Origin of the sequence: Bergeyella zoohelcum ATCC 43767, from assembly GCF_000301075.1 — a bacterium.
In the GTDB taxonomy this organism is placed as follows: Bacteria; Bacteroidota; Bacteroidia; order Flavobacteriales; family Weeksellaceae; genus Bergeyella; species Bergeyella zoohelcum.
Genome location: NZ_JH932293.1, coordinates 1,399,673 through 1,414,200, shown reverse-complemented (window position 1 = coordinate 1,414,200; position 14,528 = coordinate 1,399,673). Strand labels below are relative to the sequence as shown.

Annotated in this window: 14 protein-coding genes and 2 pseudogenes; 8 read left to right on the top strand and 8 right to left on the bottom strand. The window is 34.9% G+C overall.

Annotation, left to right across the window (positions count from 1 at the left end; all coding sequences use genetic code 11):
- Nucleotides 1-19: 19 nt before the first annotated feature.
- Genes HMPREF9699_RS06440 through HMPREF9699_RS06430 form a run of 3 tightly spaced genes read right to left on the bottom strand, consistent with a single transcriptional unit; the run spans nt 20 to nt 3,386 of the window.
- On the bottom strand, nt 20-1,924 hold the full coding sequence (locus HMPREF9699_RS06440) for a hypothetical protein (protein ID WP_002663404.1): 1,905 nt from the start codon (nt 1,922-1,924) through the stop codon (nt 20-22).
- Nucleotides 1,915-3,156 carry a hypothetical protein gene (locus HMPREF9699_RS06435; protein WP_002663403.1) on the bottom strand — a complete coding sequence of 414 codons (1,242 nt, stop codon included), beginning with the start codon at nt 3,154-3,156 and terminating at the stop codon, nt 1,915-1,917. Before HMPREF9699_RS06435 ends, HMPREF9699_RS06440 begins: the two co-directional genes overlap by 10 nt.
- Nucleotides 3,153-3,386 (bottom strand): hypothetical protein, encoded by a 234-nt coding sequence (locus HMPREF9699_RS06430; RefSeq protein WP_002663400.1) that lies wholly within the window; start codon nt 3,384-3,386, stop codon nt 3,153-3,155. Before HMPREF9699_RS06430 ends, HMPREF9699_RS06435 begins: the two co-directional genes overlap by 4 nt.
- Nucleotides 3,387-3,591: 205 nt before the next feature.
- Between HMPREF9699_RS06430 and HMPREF9699_RS06425 the strand changes: the two genes are divergently transcribed.
- The 4 genes from HMPREF9699_RS06425 (at nt 3,592) to HMPREF9699_RS06410 (ending at nt 6,768) form a co-directional block, all read left to right on the top strand.
- Complete coding sequence (locus HMPREF9699_RS06425; protein ID WP_002663399.1) at nt 3,592-4,602, top strand: AAA family ATPase; 1,011 nt, start codon at nt 3,592-3,594, stop codon at nt 4,600-4,602.
- 207 nt (nt 4,603-4,809) lie between these two features.
- Nucleotides 4,810-5,454: a rhomboid family intramembrane serine protease gene (locus tag HMPREF9699_RS06420; RefSeq protein WP_002663397.1), complete on the top strand. Its 645-nt coding sequence runs from the start codon at nt 4,810-4,812 to the stop codon at nt 5,452-5,454.
- A gap of 73 nt (nt 5,455-5,527) precedes the next feature.
- On the top strand, nt 5,528-5,767 hold the full coding sequence (locus HMPREF9699_RS06415) for a hypothetical protein (protein WP_002663395.1): 240 nt from the start codon (nt 5,528-5,530) through the stop codon (nt 5,765-5,767).
- A 125-nt stretch (nt 5,768-5,892) separates the two neighbouring features.
- Entirely contained in the window at nt 5,893-6,768 is an 876-nt protein-coding gene (locus tag HMPREF9699_RS06410) for a hypothetical protein (protein WP_002663394.1), read from the top strand.
- Between the two features lie 62 nt (nt 6,769-6,830).
- Here the strand turns inward: HMPREF9699_RS06410 and HMPREF9699_RS06405 are convergent, their stop codons facing one another.
- On the bottom strand, nt 6,831-7,307 hold the full coding sequence (locus HMPREF9699_RS06405) for a cytidine deaminase (protein ID WP_002663391.1): 477 nt from the start codon (nt 7,305-7,307) through the stop codon (nt 6,831-6,833).
- 99 nt (nt 7,308-7,406) lie between these two features.
- On the opposite strand from HMPREF9699_RS06405, the gene HMPREF9699_RS06400 reads away from it, so the two are divergent.
- Nucleotides 7,407-8,453, top strand: a complete 1,047-nt coding sequence (locus HMPREF9699_RS06400) for an NADH:flavin oxidoreductase/NADH oxidase (RefSeq protein WP_002663390.1) — start codon at nt 7,407-7,409, stop codon at nt 8,451-8,453.
- A 98-nt stretch (nt 8,454-8,551) separates the two neighbouring features.
- On the opposite strand, the gene HMPREF9699_RS06395 is transcribed toward HMPREF9699_RS06400, so the two are convergent.
- From HMPREF9699_RS06395 to mnmD, 3 genes are all read right to left on the bottom strand, one after another.
- Nucleotides 8,552-8,884 (bottom strand): 2Fe-2S iron-sulfur cluster-binding protein, encoded by a 333-nt coding sequence (locus tag HMPREF9699_RS06395; protein ID WP_002663389.1) that lies wholly within the window; start codon nt 8,882-8,884, stop codon nt 8,552-8,554.
- A 42-nt stretch (nt 8,885-8,926) separates the two neighbouring features.
- Nucleotides 8,927-9,982, bottom strand: coding sequence for an NAD(P)/FAD-dependent oxidoreductase (locus HMPREF9699_RS06390; RefSeq protein ID WP_034985711.1), 1,056 nt, complete (start codon nt 9,980-9,982; stop codon nt 8,927-8,929).
- Between the two features lie 100 nt (nt 9,983-10,082).
- Nucleotides 10,083-10,778, bottom strand: a complete 696-nt coding sequence (mnmD, locus tag HMPREF9699_RS06385) for a tRNA (5-methylaminomethyl-2-thiouridine)(34)-methyltransferase MnmD (protein ID WP_002663387.1) — start codon at nt 10,776-10,778, stop codon at nt 10,083-10,085.
- 79 nt (nt 10,779-10,857) lie between these two features.
- Here mnmD and HMPREF9699_RS06380 point away from each other — a divergent pair, with 79 nt between their 5' ends.
- Nucleotides 10,858-11,937, top strand: a complete 1,080-nt coding sequence (locus HMPREF9699_RS06380; RefSeq protein WP_002663386.1) for a branched-chain amino acid aminotransferase — start codon at nt 10,858-10,860, stop codon at nt 11,935-11,937.
- Nucleotides 11,938-12,034: 97 nt separating this feature from the next.
- The gene (locus HMPREF9699_RS06375; RefSeq protein ID WP_245946146.1) at nt 12,035-13,042 is read left to right on the top strand and encodes a peptidylprolyl isomerase; all 1,008 of its coding nucleotides are present in this window, start codon (nt 12,035-12,037) and stop codon (nt 13,040-13,042) included.
- A 177-nt stretch (nt 13,043-13,219) separates the two neighbouring features.
- Here HMPREF9699_RS06375 and HMPREF9699_RS11630 read toward each other — a convergent pair.
- Nucleotides 13,220-14,081, bottom strand: a pseudogene (locus HMPREF9699_RS11630) (IS982 family transposase); the annotation flags it as partial.
- A gap of 270 nt (nt 14,082-14,351) precedes the next feature.
- On the opposite strand from HMPREF9699_RS11630, the pseudogene HMPREF9699_RS11435 reads away from it, so the two are divergent.
- Nucleotides 14,352-14,528 (top strand): annotated as a pseudogene (locus tag HMPREF9699_RS11435) (CRISPR-associated endonuclease Cas2); the annotation flags it as partial.

Here is a 14,528-nt window from a genome sequence, read left to right as displayed (position 1 = left end):
TTTGAGAGGTTTTTGTTTTTTATAAAACAGTTTCGGTAGTGATTTCCACTTCATAAGTGTTACTACTTATTTTGTCTTTATTGATTGTTTTAATAATATGTTTTTTAGAATAACAATACAAATAATCTGTTACCTTAAAATGGCTAAATCTTGCTATGTCAGCTGTAAAACTCCATTGATATTCATCACTATTTATTCTAGTACTTAGCCATTTTTCCCAATTCGTTTCAAATAATAAAGGAAAAGTACAACCTGGAGGATTGAGAGCATCATTCATACCATTTATTAAGCCTTCATAATGAACTAAAGATAAAATCGTATCCGAATCTTTTTTAACTTGAGCGGTAGGCGTATGGTTTTCTTTTGCCTTAGCTATAGGCATTACATAACCATTAATTTCTATAGTAGATGTTGTTTTTCCTGGAACACCATTTAGTTTCATTCCATTCTTATCATAATAGACGGCATCTAGCTTATATCCATCATCTAAATCCATGAATTTTAAAAAGAAGGATTTTTCATTTTTTAGAGTTCTCTTAGGAGATTTTACCTCATAGGCTCTAAAATCCTTAGGCTCTGGAGGAGCTTCAAAACCTATTTTATTCATATAAACAGTACGCCCTAATATCTGTACATCGTAGTTAAACCAATTTTGAATAATATTAACAAATTCATTAAAAGTAAGATTGGGAACAGCCCTAGTTAAGTCAATCTTGTTTTCATTGACTACTACTTTATATTCTTCTGCATTTTCATTACTATCATTCTCTTGAGCAGACTGAGAACGAAGATGAGCAAGAAGAATTTCAGGGATTACAGGATCTGTTCCCGAGCCGCTTCCATGAAAACCGCCCACAGTTCCACTTCTTAATTCCATATCATACCTAAAGGAAACTTTTACTTCAGTATTTGCATTTTGAATGATCAGAAAGTGAGATTTAAAAAAATCATATTCGTTGTTAGTAGGAATCACCGTTACCACCCCATTAACTTCTATTTTTAAATAGACAATACGAGGGGCTACCCATGTAGGCTGAGAAGCGGTAAAATGAAAATCCAGTCTATACTGATCCGCTTTCTCAACAGTAAATACTGCTTCGTATTCATATTCTCCATAGGTTTTCGGGGGATTTTTTATTATATTTCTTCTTTTATACTGGTTTTTATTCACTCTCAGTACTTCTTTATTTAATATCCATTGATTTTTGAAATATTGCCCTCCAGAGAAAACCCATTTATCTTGTAAATTTTTATCCTGTAAAATATCTCCTTGTAGCTCATATCCAGCGTCTTCAAAACCCGTTTTCAGTAAATACAAAATATGGGGACAGGGATGAACAATGTTTACATTATCAATAGTCCAACCGTTTTGTTCTGTAGGATATACATTCTCTGCAAATTTTAATTGACCGTTTACATTTTTAGCATGGTTATAGTACCCCTCGAAAGCATCCCACATTACTTCACTTGGTTTATATTTTTTTGTGTGGATCCTCGGAAAATTAAAGTTAGTTTCTGGATATTTTTTAGAACAAACTACTGCAGCATATTCATATATATTAGCCACTTCTATAACTTCCAATGGTAATTCTGATAGCTTTTTATCGTGATTAGGAATTTCCTCAAAGCCAAAATCTATTTGGCCCGTAAGAAATTTGCCTTCTATACTCATTATTTCAAGTTTTGCATCATGAATTCTATTTTCAAAGAGTAATTTCCCTTCGATAACTTTGGGAATATCCCAAACTTCATGGCTTACATAATCACCAAAGGTATGGGTAAATTCTTCATCTACATAGATTTCAAACGGAAAAGTAAATTTCGTTAATTGTTTATCATTTAGTTTTGAGTTACCTTCTTGAAAAGAGATTTTTTGTGAGGATAAATCCATCACTCCTTTTTCTGTGAAAAATTTTACTTCCATATCTCGCTGATGATTAAAAATTCAAGTTCAAAAGTAACAAGCTGATTTGTACTATCTTCGCCATCTAATTTTTCCCCATTAGGGATACATTTTAATAACCTATCATCCATTTCTATATAAACAATAGAGCTAGACATCATTTCTTCTATCATAGGAATTTCTGCTTTCAGAATAAAACCTGTATTGATTGATAAGGATTTTTCTTTTTCCGAATCGTACTTCTTCTTTTTATTGGTAAAAACACTTTTGCTTATAGTATGATGATAGGCAGTTTTAATTTTAAACTCACCAGTAAAAGTGGCCCATTCTGGCACTAAGTTTTGATTCAGCCACTGAATATGAAAAGCATTTTGAGGAGCTGGAAAAGAAATCACCTTCATTGTTCCAAAGTTAAAAACTTTGGGAAAATTTAGATTGTATTCGGTAAGAATGAGGCAACTTATATCATATGCCGCACCATTATTGATTGACTTGAGTATTCCCCAAGTATTAGGGACAGCAACCCCTTCAATGTAGGATATAAGCATTTTAGATAAATTCACACGCTTACGAATACGATGATTAGTAAGTAAGGGATAAGCTTTAGGTTTTTCCCCTGGATAGAAATAAAAAGTTCCCAAACTTTTCTGATGAAGTTCCTCAAACTTATCATTTAAATTTGCTATATCTATTTGAATGGATATAGGCTTCATAATATGTTTCTTCAAAGCCATATCAAGTAAAATCTCTTTAAAGGGCTCTATAAATTGTTGTACTTTTTCTCCTATATCTATATTGGTCTCTCCATTAAAATATATTAGGTCATAGATTTGCTGTATATGATGTTCTTCATTGGAAATATACTGTGTGCCATTTATTTTTACCCGCTTGTATTTTAGATTCGGATGATATTGTTTGAAATAGATTTTCTTTGCGTCTAGACAAAAATTATATTCTTCCAATTCGTTAACAATTTCTGCATCTATAACATTGATAATCATATTAACAATAACTTGATTTACACTATCAGAAATAATCACTTCCCCAGTGTATATACCTGGTAAAAGCGTAGCAGAATTAGCCGTAATTACTTCAATTTGATTTCCACCAACAGCCTCTACTGTAAGCCAATACGGTGCAGAAATATTTACCGTAGAACTATCTACTGAAAGAGTAACACTTTTGGATTTTGATTCCCCCTTTGAGCGATCTAAATGCAATACCAGTGCGAACATTTTTAAGATTTCTATCATTCGAATATCGTTTTTCTGAAGTTAAACACGGCTTCTGAATTGGCAAGAACATACTGTTCCAGCTGAGCGTTTTCGCTCCAGTTCCCAGAACCTTCCAAAACAAGGTGAAAATCCCCCGCTTTTATCAGGCACACTTTGCTATGATTCCAAAAGTATTTCACCTTGAAATTAGCATTATGTTTTGCTACGCCCTCTAGTACATCTATGGCAACGGGATTCCGTTTTATCATAGAATCCGAGATCAGCAGAGTTACTTCACCTATTCTCCCTTTTTGCTGCAGCTCCTGCAAGGCTTCTATCACACGCCTACTGATGCTGTAAGTCTTACAGCGTAAACTCTGGAAAGAAGGATTTTAATTTTGAACTTGTATTGACTTTTTATCTCTTTTTTGATAGGAAATACTTAAATTTGTGAATTAAGAATCATTAACATTCATGGAAAATCTAGAAAACGCTTCTTTAAATACCTCCTCTACTCCTCCTTTTGAATCTAGAATAGCACTTACTGAGTTGAGAAATAGCTTAGAAAAAGTAAAAACAGAAATCAGAAAGGTCATTGTAGGGCAAGATTCAATGATAGAACACCTTCTTGCTGCATTGCTTTCTAATGGACACTGCCTGATAGAAGGGGTGCCCGGAGTGGCAAAAACCATTACTGCAAAATTACTCTCTAAAACGGTAAAAGTAGATTTCAGTAGAATACAGTTTACTCCAGACCTTATGCCTTCGGATATTCTGGGTACTTCTGTTTTTAATATTAAAAATTCTGAATTCGAATTTAAAAAAGGACCTATTTTTTCTAATTTTATTCTCATAGATGAAATTAACCGCTCTCCAGCGAAAACGCAAGCCGCTCTCTTCGAAGTGATGGAAGAAAGGCAAATTACCATGGACGGAACTCGTTATCCAATGGAAAAACCTTTTATGGTATTGGCTACACAGAACCCTGTGGAACAAGAAGGTACTTACCGTCTTCCTGAAGCTCAGCTTGACCGATTTCTATTCAAAATTAATGTAGGTTACCCTGATTTACATCAAGAAATAGAGATTATTAATCATCAACATCATAGTAAATTAGCGGATAAAACAGAGGTAGTCCAAGCGGTACTCTCTCGTGAGCAATTATCAGAATATCAAGAAATAGTAAAAAATGTCATCGTAGAACAACACTTAATAGAATATATTGCTAAAATCATTATCAATACCCGAGAAAATCAATTTCTATTTTTAGGGGCTTCGCCAAGGGCAAGTTTAGCATTGCTTACTGCTTCTAAAGCCTTTGCGGTGATAAGAGGAAGAGATTTTGTAACGCCAGAAGATATTAAGGAAGTAGCCTATGCCGTGTTGAGACATCGTATAGTGGTTTCTCCAGAAAGAGAAATGGAGGGACTTACCGCAGACGAAATTATTAAGCAAATCTTAGAATCTATAGAGATACCGAGGTAAAATCATCCTAAAATGAAGAAGCTAAGGTGAGAGGTTGTTTGAAAAGTTTGAAATGGTTTGAAGGTTTTTAAGCAAAAAGGCAGTCATCATCCGCCAAAAATTTAAGGAGTTGAGGTCGTTTGAAAAGCTGTAAATTATTTGAAGTAAATCCTCCATTTCCCCTGCTATTTGAAACTTACAGCTTATAAATAAATATATACTATTTCCATGTCTATATCCATTATTACTATTGCCATCACTGTAATTATAAGTATTATAGCGATGAATAATCGTGAAGTTTTTGAAAAATATAAATTTAATATCGGAGCGATAAAATACAATAAAGAATACATCAGAATGATTTCGGCGGGGTTTCTTCATGCTGATTTTTTTCATTTGCTTTTTAACATGTATACGCTCTATATATTTTCACCCATTATACTGAGTACTTTTGGAACTTTTTCCTTTTTAGCCATTTATTTAGGCTCTATCATTGCAGGAAATCTCTTTTGCATGTACCTTTATAAGGACCAATCTTGGTATTCTGCTATAGGGGCTAGTGGTGGTGTCTCTGGGGTATTATTTGCTTCCATAGCACTCTATCCTTATTTAGGATTGATGATTTTTCCTATTCCTGTTCATATCCCTGGGTTTATTTTTGGTTTACTCTATTTCGGATATTCGATGTATATGATGCTTAACCCAAGGCAAGGGGACAATATAGGACATGCTGCTCACATCGGAGGTGCAGTCATGGGCTTAGTATTTGTACTTATTATGGCAACGAGTGCTGTCATCGCTCATCTCTTGGAACTCATAGTGATGGCACTCCCTCTTTTCTATATGGGGTATAAAATCAGAAATAAAAAATAGTAACGAAAAATATTTTTTATCAAAACCATTTTTATATGTGTTTTTTTGTTACCTTTGGTAAAATTTTAAACAAATGAAATTACCTAAATTTTTATTGGCGGATAATACTGAAATGCCAGAGGATTTATTCGTAGTACATACTGAATATCCAAGATTCATCCTTAATGTAGAAGAGGAAGAAGTAGAATGGCTAGATGATTTAGAAGGAGATGATGAAGAAACCATAGCAGATGAAGCTACAAAAGTAGTAGAACAAGCATTCAAATGGTGTGACGAAGAGCTTTCTAAATACGATGATGAAGAGCTCGACTAATAATTTTAATGAAACTGTCTCTATTTTGGGACAGTTTTTTTTTATTGATGTCATGAAAATAATACTCTCATATTAACCAAACACAAGAATAATTATTTATTTCTGAGTATATCAACCATCAAAATATGAAAAAAATCTTTTTTTTATTGCTGCTAAGTACGCAAATACTATTTTCTCAATCGCTTATCAAAGAGAATATAAGCTGGAATATTGTAGGAGAGAGTGTGTTTTATAAGTATGAAAATACCATGTTTAGGTTGATATTCACGGATTATACCGCTGAAAAATGGGAGATTTTTAAAAAAGAATATGTCTCTAAAAATACATCAGAAATTAAAACTGATGTTCATCTGAAATTCCCACATTTCTACACTTACAGAAGTTATCCATTTGCAAAAGATTTGTATGATCATATCTTCTATTATTATGTAGTGATGAAAGGAAAAATAGTAGAGATTGTTTTTTCCAGTGTGGATAGAGTTCCGAAAATTACTGTGGATACTGCTTTTTTTGATTTTCTCATGGCAGGCAAATTAGATACTCTTCCCATTGAACATAAAGGAGAAATTAATTTTTGGGGTAGAGTTATTCCTAAAAATAAAAATTGGAAATGGGTACAAATTGACCGTTTAGCAGATGAAACAACAGGCGAACAAATGAACTGGTCGGTGCACTCTAGTTTAGAAAAAGCCAAAGATGCTAACGCAATGCAGTTACAAAAAGCAACTTTACGCTTCCAAAATCCACCTCAGGGAAATCAAGTAAAATTAGTTTCTGATAAGGAGGAAGAAATGCTTTTTGAGGCTATTCCTACCAAGGTTCGTAAGTTGGTATACAGCATTACCTCCGAAAACAATATACCACAGGAGTATATTACTTATGTCATTACCCAAAAAGTACGAGGTAAAAATATGGCTTGTGTGATGAGTTTTTACCCTTGGGGAAATTATTCAGAAGACAGACTACCGCCTATGTTGAGTAGCTTTTTGAAACCAAAATAAACCCCGTCTATTTAGGCTTTTCAATAGCCTTAGTTTTTTTTTATTTTTTCAATTTTAAAAAATTACAATTCCGAGCCGTCAAAAGAAAAAGGCAATAGGTGCTGGATGCTGTTTACTTTAATAGCATTGCCGTCATAAGAAGAGAAGTAGAGGGAAATATTTTGATTTTGTTCTATTTCATATTGTAAAAGGCTTTGCCTACATGCACCACATGGAGAGGTGATAACGGATTTACTATCATCTTCTGGTCCTCCAATGATAAATATGGAAAGTACTTTGAGATTTGGGAAATTAGACTTTGCCCAAAAAATTGCAGAACGCTCAGCACATGTACCACTAGGAAAAGCGGCATTTTCTTGATTATTTCCTACAACAATGTTTCCATCCTCCATCAGTAAAGCACAGCCTACCGCAAAATGACTGTATTTGGCATAGGCTTTTTTACGAATTTCACTCGCTGCCAGATATAATTTTTGTTCCTCCGCAGAGAAATTTTCTTTTTGTATCACTTCGTATTCTAAGTGGATGGATTTCTTCATCGTATTTTCTTAATAATCATTGTAAACTTCTTGCAATATTGATTATTTTTGACGAAATAACCAAATCTATTCGTCTAAATCAATAAAAAAATACTTACTATGATTTATCAGCCTATTACTTTGAACCAATTGACCTTACAAAATCGGTTAGTGCTTTCCCCTATGTGTATGTATCAATCCGATAATGGCTTTGCTAATGACTTCCACCTTGTACATTATGGTAAATATGCTTTGGCGAATCTGGGGCTCCTCATGGTAGAAGCTACTGCCGTAGTTCCCGAAGGGAGAATCACTCATCGATGTTTAGGACTTTGGGAGGATAGTCAGATAGCCAGTTTAAAGAAAATTACGGATTTCGTGCATCAGCATAGCTCCACCAAAATAGGGATACAACTGGCACACGCAGGAAGAAAAGCCTCCACATGGGAAGGAAAACAGCTTACCGAAAAGCAAAATCCTTGGCGTACTGTAGCCCCCTCTGCTCTCCCTTACAAACCAGAAGACCCACTTCCACACGCACTCACGATTCCAGAAATACAATCTATAATCACGAGTTTTACCCATGCCGCTGCAAGGGCTGTAGAAGCTGGATTTGATGTTATAGAAATTCATGCTGCACATGGTTATTTATTACATCAGTTTCTCTCGCCACTGAGCAATACAAGAACCGACGAGTATGGTGGAAACTTTAAGAATAGAACCCGATTATTACTACAAATAGTAGAAACTGTAAAACAATCTATTCCAGAATGTATGCCCTTGCTAGTAAGAATTTCTGCCGATGAATACGCAGAGAACGGTTGGGATATTTTACAGTCCATTCAGCTTTGTCAAGAATTAAAAACAAGAGGAGTAGATTTAATTGATGTATCCAGCGGTGGGAATATCCATGGAGCCAAAATATCCGTTTTTGATGGGTATCAAGTTCCATTTTCGGAAGCCATCAGAAAAGAAGTGCAAATTCCTACGGGAGCAGTGGGAAAAATTACTACCATAGAACAGGCCAATGAAATACTTTTACAAAATAAAGCGGATGTGATTTTCATGGCACGGGAACTACTGAGAAATCCTACCATTTTTATGCAGTCTCTGGAAACTCAAAAAGCAGCAAACATAGTGCATTATTCTTATCTTAGAGGGTATTAATGAAAAATATTCCTCTCTGAAAAAAGCTGTCCGAGTAATTTCAGACAGCTTCTTTTTTATCTTTCAAATGAAAAAATATATCAGAAAAAATATAAATACTAAGGATATGGAGCAATTTCTACGGCTAATCCTTCCAATTCCTCTGTGATATGAATTTGGCAACCTAATCTAGAGTTGTCTTTCACATGATACGCCTCTGCCAGCATAGCATCTTCTTCATCTTCCATTGAATGAAGTTTCTCGGCTCCCTCTAATACATACACTTGGCAAGAAGCACACATTGCCATACCTCCACATACCCCAATGGTTCCTTCCTCTGCAAGTTCATATGAGCGAATGATTTCCATGAGGTTCATAGACATATCTGTGGGAGCTACTATAGAATGGGTAACTCCTGCTCTATCGATAATGCTTATATTAATATCAGACATATTGGATCAATACTAGGATTAGGAATTTAAATTATAACTCTCTTAATCTATTTTTTTCACTACGGCTTTTTCTGCTTCTTTTCTTGTGCCATCAAAACCATCTATACCGCTTACTGTGGTGTATTTAAGTACATATTTTTTTCCTGGATTCAGTCTATTGTACACGCTTTGGCACATGAGCGTACCTTCGTGGAAACCGCAAAGAATGAGTTTGAGTTTTCCAGGGTAAGTATTAATATCTCCAATGGCATAAACCCCTTCTATATTGGTCTGATAGTCTAGAGCATTGTTTACCTTAATGGCATTTTTTTCAATTTCTAATCCCCAATTCGCCAGTTCTCCCAATTTAGGAGTAAGCCCAAAAAGAGGAATCAGATAATCTGTTTCTATTTCTTTTTCTTCTCCATCAGCAGATACTACAATAGCGCGGAGATGTTCATCTCCTTTTAGTGCAACTACTTCTGCAGGAGTAATCAAATTGATTTTACCTTCGTTTTTTAATTTCTGTACCTTCTCTACCGAATCTAATGCCCCACGGAATTCATTTCTACGGTGAATAAGCGTAACACTTTTTGCTACATCGGCAAGGAAGATAGACCAATCTAAGGCTGAATCTCCACCCCCTGCAATGACTACCGTTTTCCCTCTGAAATGTTCAGGGTCTTTCACAAAATATTCTACTCCTTTTTCTTCAAACTGTGCAAGATTTTCCAAATGGTCAGGCTTTCTCGGCTCAAAAGTCCCTAATCCCCCCGCAATGGCTACAGCTTTCGCACGATGTACCGTTCCTTTATTCGTTACCACCTCAAACCATTCATCATCTATTTTAGTAAGAGAAACTGCGGTTTCTGCAAGGGTAAATCCAGGTTCGAACTGTTTGATTTGCTCCATTAAATTATCCACCAATTCTCCTGCATTTACAGATGGAAACCCTGGAATATCAAATATAGGCTTTTTAGGATATAGCTCAGCCAGCTGCCCGCCAGGCTGTGGAAGTGCATCTATAAGATGACATTTTATTTTAAGTAATCCTGCTTCGAAAACGGCAAAAAGCCCCGTAGGTCCTGCACCTATAATGAGTAAATCTGTTGTAATCATGGGTGAAATTTTGATGAGCAAAGTTACTAATTAAATATGGTAAATAGTGATTTTTAATATCATTTTTTTTGTGATATTCATCATCATTTCCTTTGTTTTATCATTTATCAGAAGTGTCCTTATCTTTCCAAGCATTGAGCATTTCTCTTTTCCCGGGAGGCCCTACTTTTTTCTCCACTTTTAGTCCCAGTTCTTGTAATGTTCTTCTCACGCTTCCTTTGGATGAATAGGTAGTTAAAAGGGCATTATCATTCATCACTCTTACTACCTTTTCGAATAGAGGTTTTTCCCAAAGGTCTGGCTGTACCCTTGCACCGAAACAATCATAATATACCAAATCTATTTCGGGCAAATCCAATTTATCAACATCAAAAAAATCTGCATTGATTTTTTTAAGTGAAAAATGAGGTACTATTTCTATTAGTTTCTCCCATTCAGAATGATGAATTTTTTGGTGAAAATCTTTTACTTTTTCATCAGAAAAAAGTGTCTCATAGCCCAAACTTACCATTTCAGTCTCCGAAACAGGGTATTTTTCAATGCCAAAATAATTAATTTTTAGAGGAGTGAGATTTTTTAAAAATTGAGCAAAAGTAACCAAAACATTCAAACCTGTCCCAAAACCCATTTCTAAAATATTGATTTCTGATTTTTTTATCAGATTAAGTCCATTTTTGATAAATACATGCTCTGCCTCTTGTAAAGCACCATGGGAAGAATGATAACACTCATTTAACTCATTTATTTTAAGAGTTTTACTCCCGTCTTTTGTAGTGATAATTTCTCTTTTTTTCATAAAAGTTTTCAAATTTACATGAAATTTTGTAATTTTCGGAATTAAATTTAATACAATAAAAAAATAAAATTTTCTTAAAATGATTATTCAAAAAACCACGAACTCTAAAGTAGGTCAATTTGACCCTAACAATTTCGAATTCGGAGATCACTTCATTGATCACATGCTTATCTGTGAGTATGAAAATGGAGCTTGGGGAGAAGCAAAAATCGTTCCTTACGGTGCATTACCTTTTTCACCGGCAAATATGGCGTTTAACTACGGACAAGCTTGTTTTGAGGGAATGAAAGCCTATAAAGATGCAGAAGGCGAAATCTTCCTTTTCCGTCCAGAAAAAAACTATGCCAGAATCAATAAATCAGCTACGCGTCTTGCTATGCCAGAAGTTCCTGAGGAAGTTTTCATAAATGGGCTTAAGGCTTTAATGGATATTGATAGAGATTGGATTCCTCATGGTGAAGACAAAGCACTTTACATCCGTCCGCTTATCTTCGCTACCGAAGAAGCACTAAAAGCCAGAGTAGCTAATAAATATATGTTCGCTATTGTGGCGGCACCTTCTAAGAGCTACTATGCTGCACCAGTAGCGGTAAAAATTTCTGATTACTATTCCAGAGCAGCCAGTGGTGGTGTAGGTTTTGCAAAAGCTGCAGGAAATTATGCCGCTTCTTTCTATCCTACTCAATTGGCCATCGAAGAAGGATATGACCAAATCATTTGGACCGATGACAGCACACACGAATATTTCGAGGAAAGTGGTACAATGAATGTTATGGTAAGAATTAATGATGAAATCTTTACGCCACCTACATCAGACAAAATTTTAGATGGAGTTACCCGTGATAGCTTCATTAATCTCGCAAAGAAAAACGGAATCACCGTACACGAAACACCTGTAGCTGTAAAAAAAGTAATAGAAGCAATTAAAGATGGTTCACTAAAAGAAATTTGGGGAGTAGGAACCGCTGTAGTAACTACGCAGTTCAGAATGGTAGGCTATAAAGGAGAACAATATGAGTTGCCTGTTTTGAGCAAAGAAGAAAGTTTCGCTTTGACTTTAAAAGAAGAACTCTTAGGAATACAAGCCAATAGAATGGAAGATCCATTCGGATGGAGACAAAAAGTAGAGAAAGGCTTCGCTCAGCAATTTGAAAAATAATATCTTAGCTGAAAATTTTCTAAAAATGAATTTAAAATTAATCTCGTACATCGGATTAGGAATTTCGCTCATCGGATGTACACCAATGTATAAAAAAATGAATGTAGATAAAGAATTGTTCAATGGACTTCAAGATGGAGTCTATGCTAACTTACAGACTTCTAAAGGGAATATGCTCGTGAAGTTTGAAGATAAGAAATCTCCTGTTACTGTAGCTAATTTCGTAGGATTAGCAGAAGGAAAAATTGATAATAAAGCGAAAAAAGCTGGAGAGCCTTTCTATGACGGAACTAAATTTCACCGTGTTATAGAGAATTTTATGATTCAAGGGGGAGATCCACAAGGAACGGGTATGGGAGACCCTGGCTATAGATTTGATGACGAAAAAAATGACCTGAAACATACAGGAAAAGGTATTCTCTCTATGGCGAACAGTGGCCCTAATACCAATGGTTCTCAGTTTTTCATCACTCAGGTGGCTACACCTTGGTTAGATGGTAAGCATACCGTTTTCGGTGAGGTGGTACATGGGCTAGATGTTATAGATACCATTGCAAAAGTAGAAAAAGGCCCTCAAGATAAACCCGTTACGGATGTGGTACTAGAAAAAGTCTCTGTATTTACTAAGGGAGATGAATATAAAAAGTATGATGCTGCAAAAATCTTTAATGAAGGAAAAGCAAAAATCCAAGAAAATAATAAAGCGTATTTGGCTAAATTAGAAGAAGAAGCCAAAAAACAATTAGAAGAGCTTTCTAAAGGAATGGAAAAGACAGCTTCTGGACTTTTCTATAAAATAACGCAAACCAACGCAGAAGGTAAAGCACCTAGTAAAGGAAGTATGGTAGCAGTACACTATGCAGGGAGATTAGTAAATGGAACGGAGTTCGATAATTCATTTAAAAGAGGTGAACCAATAGAGTTTCCAGTGGGGACAGGTAGAGTAATTCCAGGCTGGGATGAAGGCATCATGTTACTCAAAGAAGGTGAAAAAGCTACGCTACTCATTCCTTCAGAATTGGCATACGGAGCAAGAGGAGCAGGTGGGGTAATCCCTCCTAATGCTTGGCTCATCTTTGATGTGGAATTAGTAAAAGTAAAGTAACTAATCTTTAACACAAAAAAATACCTTGATGCTTTTTCGGGGTATTTTTTTGAGCCCTAATCACATCTTGAAGAACAATAAGAATATAATTTTTTATTTTCAATATGCTTTGGATACTTTTCTAAATTACTTCGAAATAGTATTCAGAAAATTTAAGTAAAATAACCCCAATTCGGTTTAAGCACATTCAAAAAATAACTGACCATCATTGACTTTTTGAATATTGAGAGACGGTTTTTTGGAAAAAAAAGCAATACCCAGTTAATGCTCCCAGAATATTCATAATAAAATTATTGACGCTCCTATGCCGACTGTGTTCTATCTGACAAAGGTTTTTCAGTTCATCATTAATTGTTTGTTCACTTGTAATTTTCAATTCATAGGTATTCACGAATGCTTTGCATTTCAATAATGGCTCTTTTTCTGAGTAAAATTTTGTCTTCCAAGGACATTAAGTGGTTCTTCATATTCTTCCTTAGTTTCGTAAATAACTGAATACCATTAGCAAACAACATCTGCTACAATGCTTTTGAAAGGTAACCTTTATCGCCAAAAAGTTTTCCAAAAGTTGTTCTGTTAGCTTTTTTATATGCTTTGGATTTCTATCATCCACATTTCCTTTTGTGAGATAAAATGATAATAATTCGCCTTTTTCATTGCAAACTAAATGCAATTTAAAACCGTAAAACCATCCCATAGAAGACTTTCCTCTTTCTGCTATTCCTTTGAAAACCTTATGATTATGCATCCGTTGATTCTTGCAGACTTTTAATGTGGTACTATCAATAAAACTAATTCCAGTACATTTCCCCAAGCATTTTTGCTTTAAAAATAGAAAGAAAACTAAAAAATAACGATGTTTTATCTCTACAAATCTGTTGTAAGACAATGTTTTAGAAAATAAATCTTTCCAATATTCGCAAACAAAATTTTGATAGTAATGCTTAAAAGTTTTATGATGTCCAAGATGGAAGCCTATCATAATAGTAAGAATCTCCGCATCGGACATTGTACATGGACGATTGCGAGTCTTTTTGCTTTTGCCATTGTTACCAGTGCCGATTTTCTTTAATTTTCTGATTTCTACATCAAGTCACCTCAGTTTATTCATTTGTTTTTCAGCGGTTTCGGTGATTACTTCGTAGTTCTTTACAAAAATCATCTACTTTTACAAAAATATCCGTAACTTGCTCTCTCAAATTCATAGGCAATAATTCGGTTTATATATTTGATTTTCAAAACATTAAACATACGAATTATTACCTTTTTTTGCAAATATTTTTTACTTTTTCTTATCCCGAACTCAGGTTATTTGAGGCACTGTCCGAGTAGAGAAAATGCAGAAGTGCATAAAAAACGAGTAAAAATGATGCTTCCTAAATACGGGAAAGTAGCCGTAATGACGATTACAGATAAGCAGTTTGGTGATATGGAAATATTCCATTCTAAAGTACGCGAAGATCCGCCACCTACTTACCAGCAGCTC